This is a genomic window from Methylacidiphilum sp. Yel, assembly GCF_004421185.1.
GTDB lineage: Bacteria > Verrucomicrobiota > Verrucomicrobiia > Methylacidiphilales > Methylacidiphilaceae > Methylacidiphilum.
In genome coordinates this window covers 1-19,865 of the sequence record NZ_LXQB01000031.1, presented here as the reverse complement: position 1 = coordinate 19,865, position 19,865 = coordinate 1, and the positions used below count along the sequence as shown (strand labels likewise).

Genomic DNA, 19,865 nt, shown 5'->3' with positions numbered 1-19,865 from the left:
AGGCCGATGAGAGTGTCAGGGTCTATCAAAACCTCAACACCCTCATCGGAGAGCTTGCCCTGGCTAAATCTGGTCAGTTATCTCCAGGAATCCCCTGCCTTTAGGCATGGGGAGGATGTCAATCTTTATGAAGGACGAACCTTTAAAGAAGTCTTTTTTTTCTTTTTTCTTTTTTGCCCTGTATTTTAGTTTTTTTTCTTCAGACCTCCTTGCCTTAAGTAGCGAGCAACAAGCAACAGAGCAACGGTTAAATCTACTCTATCGGAGTGGCCGTTTTGAAGAAGCATCCAGAATGGCAAGGACTCTTTTGCAAAAGAATCCTTCCTGTTTTTCTTGCTGGATGGTTATAGGAGAATCTGCTTTGGGCAGGGGGAATCTTGAGCTGGCAAGAGAAGCTTTTCATAGAGCTTTAAAAATTCAGCCCGAAGAAAGACGGCCAAAGGCTCTTTTAAAAGAAATATACATACGGGAAGACCGCTATTCCCTTGCAGTTCCACTCGCTTATGAATTGGGTGAATTAGGACTAGGGGATCTTTTAAAAAGCTTTCATAAAGATCAAAAGCCTTTTGCGGTAGACTCAACCAGAGAACAAGTAGCCGTTCGGTTCAAAGACTTTGTTCCCTATCCAATTATTGAAACTGAATTATCTGGAGGAATTAAAGCCCGATTTATGATCGATACAGGATCGACATATGTCATTTTGAGTCCGCGCCTTGCCAATAAGGCTCAAATGGAACTGTTCAGAAAAGAAAAAGAAACGGGTACTATGGGAAGCTATTGGATTCAGTTTGGGAAAATCCATTCTATGAACATTGGAGGGGCAACTATTAGGAACGTTCCGGCCGTGGTCCACTCTTTGTTAGCTATCCCTAGAACAGGATTGGAAATTGATGGGATCCTTGGAGAAAATTTTTTGTCTCATTTTCTTCCAACATTCGATCTTCGCGGCAGATGGAAAAGTGGTCCCAAATTTTTTATCTTAAGATTTTCGAAGGAGGATCCTCTATCCAGCTTCAAAAGTTTGAGCTTAAGTAACGGAAGAATAAGAGCTATTCCCTTTCTCATAGGACCAGCTCAGACGCTTGTAGTACAAGGGAAAATCAATAATAGTATGCCACTTTTATTCCTATTAGATACAGGCACTCCTGGATATTTTATATGTTCTCCACTTGTGGCTAACCTCTCAAAGGTTTGGCTAGAGCAAAATTTTTTTTCAGATCAAAGCGGACCTTACATTCATCATAAGAGTGGTCAATCGATTGATATGCACTGGGGATTGGGAACGAGCCAAAGCCCATTGGAACTTGGACTTGCTAATCAGCTTGAAATCATGGGGGAAAGGATCCGAGGGATTTTGCAAGGGGGTGTTGGATCCTTGCCAATGGACATGAGTGGGAATTTAGGATTTTGGACTGGGGGGATGATCGGATTTGGTTTTTTTTATGATCAGGTCTCGACGATCGACTACAAGAATCAAACAATCTATTTTTTTATACCCGACCAAAGGGCTTCCCAACACAAATAAAATCCTCTACCACGTTAAGAGCCATCTAAAAAATAGAGGGAGGGATCTCCTAAAGCAGCCGTATTGATAGTAGTGAGTCTTTCGTGAACAAAGCGCAAAAGATAATTTGGTCCTCCAGCTTTAGGCCCTGTTCCTGAAAGACCTTCACCTCCGAAAGGCTGGGATTCAACTGTTGCTCCTATCATCGAGCGATTGACATAAAAATTACCAACAGGAGCTTCAGAAGAAAGCCTTTCTATTTCACTATCCAGCCTTGTTTGAAGTCCCATAGTCAGACCATAACCTTTTTGGTAAAGCTTTTGAAGGAGACTACGAAGTTCTTCTTTAGAAAATGAGAGGACGGGAAGGATAGGACCAAATATCTCCCGATCGATAAGATCAAGCGAAGGAATTTCGAATAGCTGAGGAGCAAAGTAATAACCGTAGGCTGAGGCGGTTTTCCCAATAGGTGCTTGAGTCAATAAATGCCCATGACTTCGAAAAAAATGAGAAAATTGATTTAGTGTTTCCAGCTGAGAGGGACTGATAATTGGTCCAACATCAGTTTCTGAATAACGCGGATCTCCAACAAACATGTCTTCCAAAGCATCTGAAAGCAAAGAGAGTAACTGTTTGGAAATCTCTTTTTGGACAAGCAACACTCTTAATGATGAACACCTTTGGCCAGCATGATTGAATGCTGAATAGATAATGTCTTTGACTGCTCTTTCTATTGCAGCCGTGGCATCTACCACCATACCATTGATCCCGCCTGTTTCGGCGATCAGAGGGACAATTGGACCTTCTTTTTGACTTAGGCATCGAGCGATTTGTTTGGCTGTTTCAAAAGAACCTGTAAAGGCGACGCCTCGGACGGAGGGATGTAGGATTAGCTTTTGTCCAATCTGTCCATTCCCAGCAACAACAGAAAGAGCTTCTTTAGGAATGCCAGCTTTGTAGGCAAGCTCTGTAGCTAATAAGGCGATAAGAGGGGTTTCTTCAGCTGGTTTAGCCACGACTACATTGCCAGTTAATAAAGCAGCTACAAGCTGGCCTAAAAAGATAGAAAGAGGGAAATTCCAAGGACTAATACATACCCACAGGCCTCTGCCGTGATAGTGCAGTTTGTTTTCTTCGCCCATTGGGCCAGGAAGCAAGATTGGCTTAGAAAAAAGCCTAAGCGCTTCTTTTGAGTAGTAATAACAAAAATCTATTGCTTCTCTTATTTCAGCAAGGGCGTTTGGAATCGTTTTTCCTGCCTCCGCGCACAAAAGATAGAGAAAATCATGCTTGTATTCCCAAATTTCCTTGGCAAGCCTTCTAACCATCTCTACCCTTTGTTCGACAGGTAGTCGGTCCCATTCCAAGGCAAAAGAGGCAGTATGAGAGAGAACCTTTTCAATTTCAGCATCTGAAGGTAGCGGGACTTCCCCAACTACTTCTTTGCTATTAGCAGGGGATAAGACCCGTAATCGGCTAGTGGTAGCGTTATGAGAAAAGAGCTGGAGAGGTGATAAAAAAGGTGGTTCCCTCCTTCCCAATTCCTCCCAAACCTCCGGATTGGATAGATCGCAACCAGGAGCATTTTCTCTATCTCTATAAAGGAGAGGTGGTAAAGGAATTTTTGTATTTTCTAAATGCCCTCTCTTTTGTAGCTTCTGCAGCAGATCCCAGTACAATTTGTCAAAATCAAAAGGCGCAACGAAGGCATCCAACCCTGCTCCATTTTCTATGAGTCTTCTTGCCAAATAGCCAAACAGTTCTTTGCCAGTTCCAATGGGAATATACACTCTTGTGGGAAATCCTTGCCCCTTTAGCCAGTTTTCTACAGCTTCTCCTAAACCATAGAGTCTTTGAAATTCAATCCTGTTTTCTTTTCGAGAGATATAAAACTCAAGGACCGCTGCAATCGTTGCGGGATTGTGCGTAGCAATGCGAGTAGATAATAGCTCTCTTTGTTCGTAGAGCTTGTTTACACAAGCCATATAGGAAAGTTCGGTGAGTTCTTTTAAGGTATAAACGGGATAGTAACCAAGACCTAGTGACTGGGAACGGATAATCTCATGATCCCAGTAGGCCCCTTTGACGAGGCGAATGGATAGTTTTCTTTTTTTCTCTTTGCACAGTTCTCCCAAATAGTCGATTAGCGATTCACTATTTTTTAAATAAGACTGAACAACAAATCCTAATTTATTATAGCCCTCAAGATCCCTATCTGATAAAAGGCTTTCTAGGAGATCCAGTGTAAATTCCAATCGAAAATATTGTTCGGCATCGATACAGAGACTGATGTCTTTTTCAAAGGCACTCAAACAGAGAGATTTTAATTTAGAATATATTCTCTCAAAAGAAATGCGGCCATAAGGAAGCTCGTATTTTGAATCTAATGCAGACAATTTCACGGAGATTTCTGGATCTGACTGTGGGAAGGAAGCTTTGATCATCCCTAGTAACTCAATTACTTTATGACAGTTTTCCCAGTGCCTTATGCCATCTCTACTGCCTAATGCGTCTTCTCCGAGAAGATCCAAAGATATAGGTATTCCTTTGGCTACTAGACCAAGGAGCTTTTCTCGGCTGCTTTCAATATCTGGAGCTAAAACAAATATGTTAACCAATAGCTTTGTTACAATGCGCAGAAAAGTTTTGAGGACTGCATCAGTGAGGAATGAGGGTAGGATAAGAGAGGGCCAGTGGGTAAGCAAAAATTTTAACGTGCTCAATAGGAAAGAAGTCCATTGGTTTCTGTCTGTATTTTGCCAATTTCCTTTTCGAATTGCCTCTTTAAAAAGAAGAAGAGCTGTTTCATCGTTAGGCATTCTGGGCAAGGCCTCAGCTAGCCTAAGAAGCAGGAGCCCTTCGTTTCTATTCAACGGATAGGCTTTTGTCAAGGCTTCGGCTAGAGATCTTTTCTGGTGCAGACCTATAGACTTGAGCATCGAGTTGAGCCTATTGTTTATTTCTGGAACAGAAAGATCGAGCTTTTGAAAAGAGTAGATCAATTCTGTTGCTCTCTTGGATTCAGGCCAGGCAGCCAACTGTCTCATTTTTTTGCGTCTAGTTTTTGAGGCATAAGCAGAAGTATAAAACTGAAAATAGGAGTTCATGAGGAAAGGGGAATATAAAAAAAATTTTTCCATATTGAGAGGACTGGCAACGGAAAGTTTAAGGCGTATCCACAAAATCTTTCCAGGCAACCAGGAGCGCAGCGATGATCGTTGGCCCTGCAAAAAGCCCCAGCAAGCCAAAAGTACTAAGCCCTCCAAGAGTTCCTAGCAGCACCCAATAAAAAGGAAGGTTTACCGCTCCTCCGATTAAAACAGGCCTTATAAAATGATCGGCTATAAACAGAACGCTAAAACCGAAAATGACGATCCCAATGGCTTGAATAATCATTCCTTGGGCGATAAGGAAAAGCGCTGCAGTGCAAAAGACTGGGGGAGCCGCAAAAGGAATCATCGCCAGAATCCCCGTAATACCTCCAAGGGTTACAGGATCTGGTAAGCCCACAATGGCATAGGCGATTCCTAATAAAATTCCTTCGCCTAAGCTAACTAAAATCAAGCCATTGACAGTTCCTCGAATGACGGAAACAAGGTGTAAAGCGTACCTTTCTCCAGAAGTTCCCAGAAGCTTGCGGATAAGACATAGGGATTTTTTCCCAAGTATTCTTCCATCTCGGTAGAGAAAGAACAGGGTAAGCAGAGTGAAAGCTAGGACTTCCATCCTATGGATAACTTGAAAACCAATAGTTTTACCCCATCGGAATAAAAACGCTGAATCGATATGAGCCAAAGTCTTCGATGCAGCTTCAGGTGTTGCCAGATTGCTATTCCAGCGTATGGTTAACCAATTGCCAATAAAAGGAATATGTTGTAACCACTCGGGAGCAGGAGCCCCTTCTCTTTGTGCATGTGCGATAAATTGACCCAGGACTATGGCTTCCTGTCCTGCTTTAAAGACTCCATAGATTAAGGGACCAAAAAGCAGCGCGCCAACTAGTAGGGTAAAAAGCAAGGAGCTAACCCAACTAGGGGTTTTGCGTGGCAGTTTAAGTCTTGCCCAACTGTAGAAAGGCCAAGTGGCAATAGCGATAAGAAATGCCCAAGCCATAGCGACAAGAAAGCCGTGAAGAATCCAAAAACCCATCAAGACAAAGAGGACCGAGGCGATGATCCTAGCGGTTTTTTGGTAGGTAGTTGGTGTCATGGATGTCATTGTATTGCTAGGAAGCAAAGATTGTCCAAGATTACACAATGGTATGTTGAGGAGGTCTTTTCCACTTTTTTTGGATTCTCAAAGATGTAATTTTCCATATAAAGCAAGGGAAAATCAGCCAAAAATAAATCAAAAATCCTTTTTTCTAAAATACTTTTTCTCTGATCAATCGTAAACCGTAAGCTTTAAGGGCTTCACTTGGCGATAAAAATGTTCCCTGCCGTAAGATTTCCCAATCTTTTTTTATTCAAAAAGGAAGCAAAATTAATTCTTAATGGTAGAATCCCTTTGCTATTTTTCTTTTTTAGCTAGCGGAGCTTATCTCTTCTTTTTGGTCGAAGGCTGGTTGATCCTCGAAGCCCGAAAGTACAGGAATACCATAGAAGGTGTGACCTGTGGTTTGTAGAATTTTTACTGGTAGCAGTTCTCCTCTCCATCGCTCGTTTTTAGGTATAATGACAAGATGATTGGTCCTTGTCCTTCCCTGAAATTTTTCAGCTTTCTTTTTGCTTTCTCCTTCAACTAAAATTTCTACCGTCTGACCCACAAGTCTTTGGGATTTTTTTAAGGTGATGGCGTTTTGGATCTCTAACAATCGGTAATTGCGCTCAAATTTTATATCTTCTCTCAGCTGCTCCGTCAGATTGGCTGCAGTGGTTCCTTCCCGCGGGGAATATCGAAAAATAAAAGCGTTGTCAAATTGTACTTCTTCAAGTAGTGAGCAGGTCTGAAGAAAATCTTCTTCTGTTTCTCCAGGATAACCCACAATCACATCAGTTGAAAGAGCTATCTCAGGAATCTCTTTCCTTAACTTTTCGATAAGCTGAAGAAACTTGGAACGGGTATATCCTCGGCGCATAGCTTTTAATATTCTATCGCTCCCTGATTGTACAGGAATATGCACATGCTCACACAGTTGAGGAATTTCTTTAAGAGCTTGGATGAGGTCTTCTTTAAAACCAATGGGATGTGGAGAGGTAAACCGCAGCCGTTCTAAAGTTTTTAGGGTACTTAATTGTTCGAGAAGTTGTACAAAAGGAGATTTTCCGTTTTTCCAAGAAAATTCTTTGGCTCCGTAGCGATTAACAATTTGGCCAAGCAAAATAATTTCTTTTACCCCGTTTGCTGTAAGGCTTTGGGCTTCTTCGAAGATTTCAGAAACGGGTCTAGAGCGCTCTTCGCCGCGGGTTGTAGGGACAATACAAAAGGCACAATGCATGCTGCAACCTTGCATGATAGAAACATAGGCCACAGCTTGTCTTTTCTTTGCTAAATGTTTAGTGATCGCATTTTGGGAGTTTGCTTCCTCAGAAAGATCTATGTAGCATTGCTGCCTTCGTGGATTTCTATAAATTTGATCGGCAATTTCTGCGACTTTATGGAATTTTTGGGTGCCCAAGATAAGATCAATAAATGGATATTTTTTTGCTATTTCTTCCCCACGGTTTTGTGCCATACAGCCAATAATGCCCAATACCACCGAAGGATTTTTCTCTTTAAGCCCCTTCAGAGAAAGCATCTTATCGATGGCTTTATCTTCAGCCATAGCTCTTACAGAACAGGTATTAATGAGAATGATGTCCGAAAACTTTTCAGAGGTAGAAATTGTATAGCCTTTCTCAACAAAATCCTGGAGAACCTGCTCCGAATCCCTGACATTCATCTGACACCCAAACGTTTTAAGAAAAACCAATGGCATAATCTTTTCTGTTTTTGTTTGAAAAAATAATTTTTTGTTTTCCAATAACCTATTTCATAAAAAGCATACCAAGACTATATAATATAAGGATATATAAAAAAGAAGCTTTCCGTTAGCCTTCCTTACTTTTATGACCGTAAATAAAAAGAACTTACAACTAGTCAAGGAGTTACTAAATCCTTATTGCCTCCTCAAAACAATGGTATGAAAATTGAAGCAAGAGATTATCGTAGCGGACTGCCACTGTCAATCAGTATTGAGAAAGGGGTATACAAAAAAATCGAAAGGATAGCAAACAGTCCAGATTCTCTTTCTTTTCCCTGGATAGCCCCAGGGCTTGTTGATCTTCAAATCAACGGTTTTGGAGGCATTGATTTAAACAGCGAAGGACTTTCAAGCGAACAGTTTGAAATACTCTGTCGAAAACTTTTTGAAAATGGCTGCACTCATTTTTTAGCTACCATTATTACTCGTCCTAGGAATAGCTACCAAAAATATCTTCAAAAACTTAACCAGCTCCATTGCGCTTTGCCGCTTAACTGTATTGGCTTTCATTTAGAGGGGCCTTTCCTTTCCTCTACGGAAGGCTGTCGAGGAGTCCATCGAATAGAATGGATGATGAAACCTGATCTATCCTGGTTGGACGAGGTTATGGAAGCCTCCGGTGAAAAGGTCAAGTTAATCACTATTGCTCCTGAAATAGACAAGGAGCTTTCGTTACAATTTATAAGGAAAGCAGTTGCCTTGGGATCGGCAGTAGCTATTGGGCATTCAGAAGCTTCTTGGGAAATTATAGAATCTGCTGTTATTGCAGGTGCCAAACTTTGGACGCATTTAGGCAATGCTCTTTCTTTTGTTGTTCCTAAATTTCAGAATGTGCTTCTAGATGTTATTGCCTCGGATCTTCCTTATGCTTCCTTGATTCCTGATGGCAAACATGTGCCTATGGTAGCCTTTCGGGCATTAACCAAAGCTTTGGGTTCAAGAGTGATCCTTGTTTCTGATGCGATGGCTGGGGCGGCTGCTTCTCCTGGAATTTATCACCTAGGGGACAGAGAAATAGTAGTCGATCCCCAAGGTAAAGCCATTGAGAAGCAAAGTGGTCGCCTTGGAGGCTCTACTTTACGGCCTTTTGATGGAGTCTTTCTTGCTCATAAAATGACAGGGATACCCTGGTGGGAGTGGTGGGATGCCTATTCGGTGCGTCCCGCTGAAATACTGGGCATAGCTCATGGTTTAAAAGAGGGCAATGAAGCCAGCTTTTGCCTCTTTGATCTCTCTCCTAGGCCGAACTTGAGGGAGCTTTACCATAAAGGAAAAAAAGTATATTCTTCTAGCTAATAATAGAGATGAAGACATCCAATGAGGGGTTGAGTACTGAAAACGGTGAGGTGCTGGAAGAACTGAAATCCTTTGGACTTTCCTTTGACGAATATCAAAGGCTTGTCCAGCTACTGGGAAGAGTCCCTACGCGGGCTGAAATGGCTCTGATTGGTGTCATGTGGAGTGAACACTGTTGTTATAAAAGCTCGAAGAGGGAACTAAAAAAATTACCCACAACAGGCAAGCGGGTCTTGGTTAAAGCGGGAGAAGAAAATGCAGGCGTAGTCGATCTGGGTAACGGATGGGCTGTCGTATTCAAAATTGAATCTCATAATCATCCCAGTGCCGTTGAGCCATTTCAGGGAGCGGCAACAGGAGTTGGCGGAATATTCAGGGACATTTTTACTATGGGGGCTAGACCAGTCTGCTTTATGAATTCTTTGAGATTTGGGGAGATTCGAGCAGAAAAAACTACCCAAGCCTCTCACAATGCTTTTCTGCTTCGGAATGTAGTAGCAGGCATTGCTCATTACGGGAATTGTGTGGGAGTTCCTACCGTGGGCGGGGAACTAGCCTTTGATAGCAGTTATGAGGGCAACCCATTAGTCAATGTCTTTTGTCTTGGAGTAGTCAGGGTAGATCGGATCCAGCGGGGGAAGGCTGAGGGGATTGGTAATCCGGTGTTTATAGCTGGATCAAAGACAGGAAGAGATGGGCTCAAAGGGGCAGCTTTTGCTTCGCGGAAACTAGAAGGGCATAAAACCGAAGATCGATATTCTGTTCAGATTGCCGATCCTTTTATGGGAAGGATCTTAATGTCGGCTTGTCTTGAGCTGTTTCAGGAAGCGGGGGTTGTAGTTGGGATACAGGACATGGGAGCGGCAGGATTGATCTGCTCGACTTCAGAAACGGCCTCTAGAGCAAAGAGGGGCATGGAAATAAATTTGGATAATGTTCCTGTACGTGAAGCAGATATGCTAGCTGAAGAGATCTTGCTTTCTGAATCTCAAGAACGAATGCTTTTAATCATCCATAAAGACAAAGTAGACCGAGCAAAAGCGATCTTCGCTAAATGGGATGTGCCTTTTACTCAAATTGGTCAAGTAATTGAAGAAGAAAAACTTTGCTTTTATCATCGGGGCAAAAAAGCCATAGAGCTTTCTCCGGATTTGATCGTCCATCAAGCTCCAGTTTATGAGTTGCCTGCCACAGAGCCATTGCTAACTAATAGTTCTTTCCCACCTCTAGAGAAAATACCACAACCAATAGATTACAAAGCTTTCCTATTGGCATTTGCCGCGCTTCCTCAAAATTCTTCTCGAGAATGGATTTATAGACAGTTTGATTATCTTGTAGGATTGCATGCCATTGAAGAGCCTGGCGCAGATGCTGCAGTATTGAGAGTATTTTTAGGAAATGAGCAGGTCCGCTTAGCAGCTACTTTAGATGGAAATGGACGCTATTGTGGTATCGATCCCTATAATGGAGCAAAAATAGCCGTGGCCGAAGCAATAAGAAATTTGTCAGTGGTAGGAGCTCTTCCTTTAGGGATAACCGATAATCTCAATTTTGCTGATCCTAAAAATTCTTTAGTTTATTGGCAGTTTAAAGAGACGATTAGAGGCATTGCTGAAGCGTGTCGGTTCTTTGATATTCCTGTAACAGGCGGCAACGTAAGTTTTTATAATTATTCTAAAGATGGAGCCATTCTCCCCACACCCGTCATTGGGGCCGTAGGATTGATTGAAACCGATAAGCCTATCCCCAAACTATCCTTTCAACACCCCGGAGAGACGATTGTTCTTCTTGGTGGTTGGGGCGAAGGTCTCCAAGGCTCCTTATATCTTCAAGAACGGTTGGGAATAACTGGAAATCAACTTCCATGGTTCCATTTAGAAGCAGAAAAGAAACACAATGAAGTTTTACGTCTTTTGATTTCAGAAGGATTGCTTTCGACGGCCCACGATCTATCAGAAGGGGGGCTGGCTTTGGCCTTAATAGAAAGTGTGGGGAGTGGAAGAAAAAAACTGGGCTGTTCGATTGTTTTCCCGACCAATCGTAGGCTTGATGAGCTGCTGTTTAACGAAGCTGGCGCTAGAACAATAGTTTCGGTTCCAAAAAACAAACTGTCTGCAGTTCTTTGGAATTGCCAACATAAGGGACTAGAAGCAGTCGTTATAGGAGAAGTCCTTGAGGATTATGTCCTGAGGTTACACTACGGAGAAGAAAGCATCGAACTAAAGGGAACAGAGATCGAGAAGTCTTGGAAAAATGGGCTTGATGCCCTCCTCTCAACAACCGAAGACTATGGAGGAGCTTAGCGCTGCAATAGAAGGGCTCCAATAGCCGATTGGTAAGCAGCTCTTAACTCTTTGCCTCTATACACACAGTAACTGGCCCCGACTACAAAACTTTTCTTCTTTCCACCCAAACTAAGCTCACACTGCAGCTTAGAAATAGGTCAGACTGAATCGAAGACAATGGAAAAGAAGAATAGCGATAAAAAAAAGATAAAATTTTTCCTGAATGGATCTCCTATTGACCATCCAATCAATTTCGTGAAGCAAGAAAGGAAAAGATTTTTTCTGCAAGTTTTTTTCCAATTCCTTTGACAGCTGCGATTTCTTCAATAGTAGCCTTTCTCAGTCTATCTACAGAGCCAAAAGATTGAATGAGTAGTTTTTTTCTGTTTTCACTCACCCCAGGACATTCATCGAGAATGCTTTCTTTCATTCTTTTCTTCAAGAGCAGTTGATGATAGGCATTAGCCACCCGATGGGCTTCATCCCTGATTCTTTGGAGTAAGCGTAAAGCCCCACTGCTTTTATCAAGGATTAGGGGCTCAGAGCATCCCACCCGGTAGATTTCTTCATTTTCTTTAGCAAGTCCAATCAACGAAAGGTTGTTTAATCCAAGAGAATGTAATGCTTTCAGTGCACTCGAAAGCTGACCTTTGCCTCCATCGACAATGATAAGATCGGCGAGTTTTCCCCCCTCCTCGAGGATCCTTTTATACCTTCTTCGGATGACTTCTTCCATGCAGGCAAAATCATCTTGTCCAACAACAGTCTTAATTCGGTATCGCCTGTAGGAAGAACGGTCGGCTTTTCCCTCCCGGAACAAAACCATCGAAGCCACTTTGTGCAGTGAAGAAATGTTAGATATGTCGAAGCATTCGATGACCAGGGGCAGTTTAGGAAGAGAGAGAACCGTTTTTAGTTCTTCTAAATCTTCGAGTGGAGAAAGGGCTTTTGGAAGCTGTTTGGCAAAACGTCTAGTCGGTTTTGTTGTTTGTTCCAAGGCTTCCAATAAATCTCTTAGTTCTGCAGCTTTTTCAAACTCTTGAGCCTGAGCGGCTTCCTCCATTTTTTGCCGTATTTCCTTAGTCATTTCTTTGGATCGGCCTTCAAGGAATTCACAGGCTTTTTGAACCCTTTGATAGTATTCAGCTTGATTCACTTTGCCTATGCAGGGTGCCGAACAATTTTTTATAATATGATCCAGACAGTGTTTGTAGTCTTTTTCGGTGGGAATCACAGCTGAACAGGAACGGAGGCCAAAGTTCTTTTTCATTAAATTCAGTGTGGTCCTCAATGCACTAGCACTTGCGAATGGACCAAAATATCTCGCATTATCTTGTTTTTTTAACCGCGTAATTTGAAATCTTGGGAAGGGTGTGTTTAAGTCGACTTTGACTAACAAGAACCGTTTATCATCTCTAAAGCTTATGTTATACCGTGGCCTAAATTCTTTAATCAGTCTTCCTTCTAAGAGTACTGCTTCGGCTTCCGAATGAACGCAGTAAAATTCAAGATCGGCAACAGTCTCGATTAGTGCTTTTAATTTTCTATCCCCACTAAATTTTTTTGATGGATGGAAATACTGGCTAACCCTCTTATGAAGATCTATGGCTTTGCCAACATAAATAATCCGATTGAGCTTGTCTTTAAAAAGATATACCCCTGGTTTGTGAGGGAGTGTTCTGATTTTTTCTTGCACCGACATAGCCTATTGTTTAAAACCTCCCCTAACATATAAAAATAAAAAGCGTTTTTGTTTTATTCCCATATAATTTAAGCCACTTTTAAAAAGAGAGGTCATTATTTTTTTTCCCTGTTCGCAGCGAATATGATTAGTTCTTTTATAAAAGAATGGTTAAACTTAGTTGTCACAAATTTTATGCCTTAGATGAAAGCTTGTTATTGTAGATTGTTCTGCCTTTTTTTTCTCTTTATTTTTTATTTTTCCTTAACGGCTTTAGCGGCAACATCGAATGTGGCTAGAAGCAAGCATGTCGAAGCTAGTCTTTTATCTGAACTTGATGCTGTGGCTCCGGGTAGTCATTTCTATGTGGCCGTCCGGCTGAAAATGGATGAGGGCTGGCATACTTATTGGTTGAATCCAGGAGATGCTGGTTCGGCTACAAAAATCGATTGGACTCTTCCTGCTGGATTGCATCCAGGAACGATCCAATGGCCAAGTCCAAGTGTTATCTCGCTGCCTCCTCTTACTAGCTACGGATATGAAGGAGAATGCTGGCTTTTGATACCTATGGATCTGTCTCAGGAGCAGCAGGTGGGTTCTACCGTAACACTGAAAGCTTATGTCCAATGGGTCGAATGCGCACAAAATTGCATTCCTGGAAGTGCAGATCTCACATTGACCTTGCCTGTTGAAAATAGTCCAAGAGTTGATGAAACTTTGAAAGAAAGCTTTCAAAAGGCTAAATATGAAATCCCCCGTAGTCCTCCCTCTTCTATAGAAATAAGCTTTTTAGCTTCGGAAAAAAATCTTACCCTTTTTTTTCAAAATAAAACCGGCAAAGTCCTTAATTTCGAATCCGCTCATTTTTTTCCTTATCAGAATGGAATTATTCAATATTCTGCTCCCCAGCAGATTCGATTACGAAAAGAAGGGATATCATTGGAAATAGCACGTCCCAGTAACGCGGGGACAGTTACAGAGCCTTTAAGTGGGGTATTCACAGCAAAACTTTCGGATTGGAAAGGTATTGAAAAAATTAATTGGGATATTCGAGCTAAAAAATTCATTTCCCCCAAAACTGAAACGCAAAAAAAAGAGGTTCCATTTTATTTCAACAAAAAATTTTTTTCTTATCTAGGCCTTGGTTTTATTGGTGGACTAATTCTCAATCTGATGCCCTGTGTGTTGCCAGTGATTTCTTTGAAAGTCTTAAATTTGGTAGGTGCGGCTAAGGAAGAGGGAAGTTCTTCCATAATTCATGGACTTTTGTTTGTATTGGGCGTATTGAGTTCGTTCTGGATTGTTGTAGGGTTGTTAATTTTTTTAAGAGAAAAAGGATTAGAGTTAGGGTGGGGGTTTCAACTCCAATCGCCACCGTTTGTTGCTTTTATGGCTCTTTTCTTTTTCCTTATTGCTTTGAACTTACTGGGAGTCTATGAGATCGGCCTCTCTTTGATATCTGCTCAGTCTATAGCCGAAAAGGCAAAGGGATATTTAGGCTCATTCTTAAATGGGGTTTTAGCAACCTTAGTGGCCTCTCCTTGTACAGCTCCATTCATGGGATCGGCCATTGGTTTTGCCCTTGCACAACCCCCGGTTGTCATTGTCCTGGTCTTTACATCGCTTGGCTTGGGTATGGCTTTCCCCGTCTTTTTGTTGTCTGTATTTCCAAGCCTCTTGAGACTGCTGCCAAAACCAGGGCCATGGATGGTTGCTTTTAAACAGTTCCTTGCCTTTCCTATTCTTGGTGCGGTGATTTGGCTGATTTGGGTTTATGGAAAACTCCGAGGAATTGACGGAACATTGGATATTCTAGTGGCGTTGCTTTTTGTCGGATTTGGCTCTTGGATTTATGGTAAATTTAGCACTCCCTTTCATCCTCTTGGAGTGCGAGTTGTATCATCCCTCCTTGCATTGGCTATCCTTTCCACTAGCTTTTATTATGCGGTTGTTGAAACGGAGCGGCTTTTTGTACTGAAAACGGCTAAAAAAGAGGAATGGATTCCCTTTTCGGAAGCTAAATTAGAAGAATATAAACAGCAGGGAATTCCTGTTTTTGTAGATTTTACCGCTTCTTGGTGCCTTACCTGTCAGGTGAATAAAAAGATAGCATTGCAAAATCCAGCAGTGAAAAAAAAGTTTGAAGAAGTAGGTGTCGTGAAGATGGAAGCGGATTGGACCAATCGGGATCCAAAGATTACTGAAGCGTTGGAAAGTTTGGGAAGAAGTGGAGTACCAACCTATGTTTTTTACGGTGTTGATTCCTCCTCGCCCATCCTTTTGCCAGAAGTCATTACTCCGAACATGCTTTTGGATGTGTTGAACAAAATCGAAAAAGCCAAAAAACAGAAAGAAGCACAAACGAAGAGCGAGGAGTATTTTCAATAGGCCTATTCTACCTACTTATGGAGCTGCCCATTACTTTTTCTCCTGGTTTTGGGGTTTTTGAAACCCTTAGAGTAGAAAATGGAACAGCATTTTTTGTTGAAGAACATTGGAGAAGTCTTTTGGAAAGTGCAAAAACCCTAGGGCTTTGCCCTAAAATAGATTTTCGCCATGGGAGCCTGCATTTACCTAAAGAAGCAAGCGGGAAATGGCGGTGGATTGTTGGACCTAGAGAAGAAAAAGAATTTTTTGAGCCTCTTCCTTTTGAAACTAAAGGGGGCTTTTCTTTGGAGATTTCAGAGGTTAGGGTTGGTTCACGAAATTGGGACAGTAGGTTAAAAACATTAAGTTACCTTTCCCACTTTCAAGCAAGGCTTTCAGTCAATGCTGATGAAGCGATTCTATTAAATGAGCAGGGGCAAGTGGTTTCTGGAGCGATGAGTAACATTTTTTTTGTGAAAAATGACAAGGTTTTTACTCCCTCTCTGCAGACAGGATGCCGCAACGGAGTAATAAGACAGTGGGTTATGTCGCAGATAGATGTGGCAGAAGCACATTTTGGTCCAGAAACTCTCCAGGCTGCTGATGAAATTTTTCTAACCAATAGCTGGATAGGCATTAAACCGGTTGTGCGCTTCGAAAGTAAGATTCTGAAGAAAGGAAGGATCACCACCGTTCTGGAGGGACTGTTGGCTGACACTTATAGCTTGCTTAAGAAACTTTCTTCGGAATCTGGGATCCGTTCCCAATCCTTTAACCAGGGGAGAGAAGAACTATCCGAGGGAGCTCGGTAGTCACTTCTTGGGCTTAGGGAGCCTCCAGAGCCAACTTTAGGAGCGTTAGCTATGCAGCTTCTCTTAAATTGGCTCATTCGGAAAAAGCGGTCAAGAAAGACTTTCAACCAGTGTTTTATTTGATCTATCCTATAGGCTTCCTTATTTCCTTTGATTTCTGGCCAATGACCCTTATTCTGATCATGCCATGCACTCCATGCTAAAAAGGCGGTCTTTGTAGGTAAATACCCATATCTTAATGTATAGTATAGATGGAAGTCTTGGAGGTTATAAGGCCCAATTTCTTTTTCGGAACTTTGCAGAAATTCCTGACCATCTTCTCCAGGAATAAGTTCAGGACTGACAATCGTATCAAGGACTTCGTTGAGAACAATACTCACTTTTTGGCCTAGCTCCTCCCTTTTGGAAACCCAGCGAACAAGAAATTTTATAAGAGTCTTAGGGACACTGGCATTGACGTGGTAATGAGCCATGTGATCGCCCACGCCATAGGTAGACCAACCTAATGCGAGTTCGCTTAAATCACTTGTGCCAACGACCAATCCCTTTACTAGATTAGCAAGCCTGAACAGATGATTGGTTCGTTCTCCCGCCTGAACATTCTCAAAGGTAATGTCGTAAAGCTTTTGTCCTTGGGCAAAAGGATGGCCAATGTCCTTGAAAAGCTGCATACAGCTAGGTCGAATGTCTATGAAATATTCTTGAGAACCAATGGCTTCAATAAGTTTGCGAGCTTGCTCGAGCGTTTTTTTTGTTGTTGCAAAGCCTGGCATAGTACAGGCCAAAATGTTTTTTCTAGGCAGTTTCAATATATCCATTGCTTTTGCACAAATAATGAGTGCATGTGCAGAATCAAGTCCACCAGATACCCCAATGACCGTTTTAGAAATGCCTGTAGCTTTTAGTCGTTGGACTAGCCCTTGAGTCTGAATGGCATAAACCTCTTGGCATCTTTGATCTCGACTTAAGGAATCACTAGGAACATAAGGGAATCGTTCTATTTCTCTTTCCAACAGAAGGCAATTATCTTTTTCCCTTGCTAAGGAAAAAGAAAGGATTTTGAAGGCTTCAATCTGCGTATGGAATTCCACTTTGGTTTGCCCAAAACTATTTTGTCGCATCCTATCAGCTTGGAGTCTGTCAAGATCAATCTCAGCAAAGATAAGCTGGGATTGATAGGAAAATCTTTGAGTTTCGGCTAGTTTTGTTCCATTTTCATAGATCAATCCTTCTCCATCCCATGCAAGATCCGTAGTCGATTCCCCAAATCCTGCTGCACTGTAAATGTAGGCGGCAATGCACCTTCCAGATTGACTTGCCACAAGGAGTTTTCTATAATCGCTTTTGCCAATTGTCACATTGGAAGCCGAAAGATTCACTAAAATGGTAGCCCCTGCAAGGGCAGCAAAGGAGGAAGGGGGAAGGGGAACCCAGAGATCTTCGCAGATTTCAACGGCTAATTTAAAAAGCGGTTGTTCTTCCCATTGAAAAATCAGGTTGGTGCCAAAAGGAACAGCACGTTGTCCTAAGAGATCAATAGATTTTTCAGTGGCATAAGAAGCTTGGGAAAACTGTCTTGGTTCATAAAACTCCCGATAGTTAGGAAGATAGCTTTTGGGGATAACTCCTAGGATTTTTCCTTGGCAAAGGAGAACTGCACAATTGAAAAGAAGTTGGTTAATTTGTAATGGAAGCCCTACAAGAATAAGTATAGGAAGAGCAACCGAGGCTTCGAGGAGTTTATCTAAGGCTTCTAAAGAGCTATTAAGCAGAGCAGCTTGATGAAAAAGATCCTCACAAGAATATGAAGAAATGCTTAGTTCGGGGAAGACGACCAGCGCTGATTTTTTTTGGGCTGCTTTTTTGCTGAGCTCGATAATCTGCTCAATATTGTAAAAAGGATCTGCTACTTTGCCTACGGGAATAGCTATCGCTACTCTTACAAAATTGTGATTATAGAAATTAAAAAAATTATATCTTCCCATTATTATTAAAATATTTTTTGATTCTCTAAGAGAAGAAAGAGAAAAGAAAAGAAAATTTCGTTAAAGATTTCAATAAAATTACACATAAGAATAATTAATAAATATTTTCTATTTTTTCCTCCTTTGTAGCCTGTTCTCTTTTTTATCTTTCTTTCCTATGATTTTTTAACCTAAAAAAAGACTCTGGATGCTTGTTTAATGGTTTTTCAAGTCATTGGATGCTGCCAGTTGCATATAACCACTTTTTTGGCCTAGGCAAAAACGCCTAGAAGACGGGACTGAAGACATATCCTGAACCAACAGAGCTATATGCAAAAATTGCCTAGGTCGAAAAAAAACAGTTGCCCAGGCTTTGGGAAGTGGAGACTTTATAGTCCTGTGCAGCAGAGTAGGGGACTTAAGAGTAGAACACACAAGGATAGGTTAATGGCGTAAGGCTGAATTCTCGGCTTGCGAGTCTGCTCCCCAAGAATCCGAGAGCTTTAGCTCCGTGGAGTATCAAATGCTCAACTGATGCTAAGTATTGCCTCTGCCACTGGGCAAGCGCCCAATTGTAGGCAAACCGAGCGGTCTCCGCCGCCTTGGCAAAGTAGGTGCCCAGCTTATGGTTTGGGTCCAGCGCGATTTTGTGGGCAACGATCATAGCTGAGATTCGTCCACGGCTTTTTTGACGTCATCAAGCAGCTTCTGGGTCTTGCCTGAGCGGCTGCCGTAGAGACGGGCGCTGAACACGGTGATGATCTCCAGCACGTCCTTGGCCAAATCTTCCTCGAAGTTCGTCTCCTCACCCTGATTGAGGATCACAACCTCAACCTCCTTGGCCTCGCAAATGGCGAAGACCAGTTCCGCACCAAAGCGGAGCAGCCGGTCTTTGTGGGTGATGACCAAGCGCCCGACCTGCCCGTCGATGATCGCTTCCAGCAGCCGCTTTAAGCCTTTCTTGTGGTAGTTCATCCCAGAGCCCAAGTCGGCAATGACTTCGAACGTCCAACCTTGCCGGGCGCAGTAGAGTTCAAGCAGCTGCTTTTGCCGCTCCAGTTCATCTTTCTGCTCGATGCTGGACACACGGGCGTAGGCGATGGTGCGACGCGCCGCCTCCGACGCATAGAATTGATCAGGCCGAAGTCGCGCAAGGTCGTAGCGACGCTGCCCGCCAACAGTGCGTTCATCAGGAAGAAGCTTGCCCTCGCGCTCCCAGCGTCGCAGCGTTTGCGGCGCGACCCCCAGGAACTTGGCGGCCTCTTGAATGCTGACTAGCTTGCGAGACATTTTCTGAATGTATATCTTTGCGCAAGAAAGTTCAACTTAAATTGGAACTGTTCCATCTTTTTTCTCAAGCGATTCGATCTACCTGCAGATTGTATCACTGGATACATTCTCTGCCCTACTCACAAAGAAGGAATGGATCCATAAATAAACTGGGAAACTGTTTAAGATAGAATTCTTGAGGCAGGGTCTTTTGAATGGGATTCCCTTGATCCTTGACATCATTCCAGAGGGTGAATCTACAAGAAGACAATTGAAAAACAAATGAAGAGGATCTAGTATGACTTCCATCGCAAGAATCAGCCAATCGTTTTGAAGCGTAAATCTTCCTTCTGAACCTCCCCAGGGTTAAAGCCAGGAGGTTCTAGGGATGAGACATGCCGACTCCTCGCGCCCTTCCCGCTTGCTTGAGAAGCCAAGCACTGCGACGTGCCCGTTCTCATCGTCGGCTGGCGTTCCCTTTCGGCAGGCGCACCGCTCTGACGCCCCGGAGGACGTGGGAGACGGCGACGGCCGGCTCCGCTTGCAGGTTGACCGAAGCTCGACGGCCGCCCGCCGCAGAAGCGGTTCCGCACCCGGCCACAAGCCATCTTGGTATGGTGTGCATCGAGCCTGTCTTCGGAGACGAAGCGAGCAAGGAAGGCGTAAAAGAGGTCCCTTTGGAGGGGCAGCAGCCGGAAGTCGCAGCGGTGGACCTGCACAGACAG

11 protein-coding genes and 1 pseudogene are annotated in these 19,865 nt (G+C 42.7%); 5 read left to right on the top strand and 7 right to left on the bottom strand.

The features are described 5' to 3' along the window. The first annotated feature begins 127 nt into the window (after positions 1–127). A complete protein-coding gene (locus A7Q09_RS05845; protein ID WP_244228568.1) occupies positions 128–1,525 on the top strand; it encodes an aspartyl protease family protein in 1,398 nt (465 codons plus the stop codon). Positions 1,526–1,539: 14 nt separating this feature from the next. Here A7Q09_RS05845 and putA read toward each other — a convergent pair whose 3' ends face one another. From putA to miaB, 3 genes are all read right to left on the bottom strand, one after another. Then, positions 1,540–4,611: a bifunctional proline dehydrogenase/L-glutamate gamma-semialdehyde dehydrogenase PutA gene (putA, locus tag A7Q09_RS05840; RefSeq protein ID WP_134390347.1), complete on the bottom strand. Its 3,072-nt coding sequence runs from the start codon at positions 4,609–4,611 to the stop codon at positions 1,540–1,542. 58 nt (positions 4,612–4,669) lie between these two features. Continuing rightward, positions 4,670–5,722 (bottom strand): AI-2E family transporter, encoded by a 1,053-nt coding sequence (locus A7Q09_RS05835; RefSeq protein ID WP_134390346.1) that lies wholly within the window; start codon positions 5,720–5,722, stop codon positions 4,670–4,672. 304 nt (positions 5,723–6,026) lie between these two features. Next, a complete protein-coding gene (gene miaB / locus A7Q09_RS05830; RefSeq protein WP_134390345.1) occupies positions 6,027–7,421 on the bottom strand; it encodes a tRNA (N6-isopentenyl adenosine(37)-C2)-methylthiotransferase MiaB in 1,395 nt (464 codons plus the stop codon). Between the two features lie 204 nt (positions 7,422–7,625). Here miaB and A7Q09_RS05825 point away from each other — a divergent pair, with 204 nt between their 5' ends. Next, on the top strand, positions 7,626–8,762 hold the full coding sequence (locus A7Q09_RS05825) for an N-acetylglucosamine-6-phosphate deacetylase (RefSeq protein WP_244228565.1): 1,137 nt from the start codon (positions 7,626–7,628) through the stop codon (positions 8,760–8,762). 8 nt (positions 8,763–8,770) lie between these two features. Next, the gene (gene purL, locus A7Q09_RS05820) at positions 8,771–11,065 is read left to right on the top strand and encodes a phosphoribosylformylglycinamidine synthase subunit PurL (RefSeq protein ID WP_244228564.1); all 2,295 of its coding nucleotides are present in this window, start codon (positions 8,771–8,773) and stop codon (positions 11,063–11,065) included. Between the two features lie 229 nt (positions 11,066–11,294). Here purL and A7Q09_RS05815 read toward each other — a convergent pair whose 3' ends face one another. Continuing rightward, positions 11,295–12,749, bottom strand: coding sequence for an excinuclease ABC subunit UvrC (locus A7Q09_RS05815; protein WP_134390342.1), 1,455 nt, complete (start codon positions 12,747–12,749; stop codon positions 11,295–11,297). A 183-nt stretch (positions 12,750–12,932) separates the two neighbouring features. Here A7Q09_RS05815 and A7Q09_RS05810 point away from each other — a divergent pair, with 183 nt between their 5' ends. Both A7Q09_RS05810 and A7Q09_RS05805 read left to right on the top strand, forming a co-directional pair. Beyond that, a complete protein-coding gene (locus A7Q09_RS05810) occupies positions 12,933–15,116 on the top strand; it encodes a protein-disulfide reductase DsbD (protein ID WP_134390341.1) in 2,184 nt (727 codons plus the stop codon). A 17-nt stretch (positions 15,117–15,133) separates the two neighbouring features. Next, positions 15,134–15,907, top strand: a complete 774-nt coding sequence (locus A7Q09_RS05805; protein WP_134390340.1) for an aminotransferase class IV — start codon at positions 15,134–15,136, stop codon at positions 15,905–15,907. Here the strand turns inward: A7Q09_RS05805 and A7Q09_RS05800 are convergent. From A7Q09_RS05800 to A7Q09_RS05790, 3 genes and pseudogenes are all read right to left on the bottom strand, one after another. Beyond that, the gene (locus A7Q09_RS05800; protein ID WP_134390339.1) at positions 15,814–17,892 is read right to left on the bottom strand and encodes an NAD(+) synthase; all 2,079 of its coding nucleotides are present in this window, start codon (positions 17,890–17,892) and stop codon (positions 15,814–15,816) included. The two genes, A7Q09_RS05805 and A7Q09_RS05800, sit on opposite strands and share 94 nt — an antisense overlap. Before the next feature lie 514 nt (positions 17,893–18,406). Beyond that, positions 18,407–18,535, bottom strand: a pseudogene (locus A7Q09_RS11280) (helix-turn-helix domain-containing protein); the annotation flags it as partial. Then, entirely contained in the window at positions 18,532–19,161 is a 630-nt protein-coding gene (locus tag A7Q09_RS05790) for an IS607 family transposase (protein ID WP_134390338.1), read from the bottom strand. The gene A7Q09_RS05790 and the pseudogene A7Q09_RS11280, both read right to left, overlap by 4 nt. Positions 19,162–19,865 lie beyond the last annotated feature (704 nt).

Bases quoted from the DNA above. Each gene is read 5' to 3' on its own strand.
- A7Q09_RS05845 (WP_244228568.1), top strand. From the start codon at position 128: ATGAAGGACGAACCTTTAAAGAAGTCTTTTTTTTCTTTTTTCTTTTTT.
- putA (WP_134390347.1), bottom strand. From the start codon at position 4,611: ATGAACTCCTATTTTCAGTTTTATACTTCTGCTTATGCCTCAAAAACT.
- A7Q09_RS05835 (WP_134390346.1), bottom strand. From the start codon at position 5,722: ATGACATCCATGACACCAACTACCTACCAAAAAACCGCTAGGATCATC.
- miaB (WP_134390345.1), bottom strand. From the start codon at position 7,421: ATGCCATTGGTTTTTCTTAAAACGTTTGGGTGTCAGATGAATGTCAGG.
- A7Q09_RS05825 (WP_244228565.1), top strand. From the start codon at position 7,626: ATGAAAATTGAAGCAAGAGATTATCGTAGCGGACTGCCACTGTCAATC.
- purL (WP_244228564.1), top strand. From the start codon at position 8,771: ATGAAGACATCCAATGAGGGGTTGAGTACTGAAAACGGTGAGGTGCTG.
- A7Q09_RS05815 (WP_134390342.1), bottom strand. From the start codon at position 12,749: ATGTCGGTGCAAGAAAAAATCAGAACACTCCCTCACAAACCAGGGGTA.
- A7Q09_RS05810 (WP_134390341.1), top strand. From the start codon at position 12,933: ATGAAAGCTTGTTATTGTAGATTGTTCTGCCTTTTTTTTCTCTTTATT.
- A7Q09_RS05805 (WP_134390340.1), top strand. From the start codon at position 15,134: ATGGAGCTGCCCATTACTTTTTCTCCTGGTTTTGGGGTTTTTGAAACC.
- A7Q09_RS05800 (WP_134390339.1), bottom strand. From the start codon at position 17,892: ATGGGAAGATATAATTTTTTTAATTTCTATAATCACAATTTTGTAAGA.
- A7Q09_RS05790 (WP_134390338.1), bottom strand. From the start codon at position 19,161: ATGTCTCGCAAGCTAGTCAGCATTCAAGAGGCCGCCAAGTTCCTGGGG.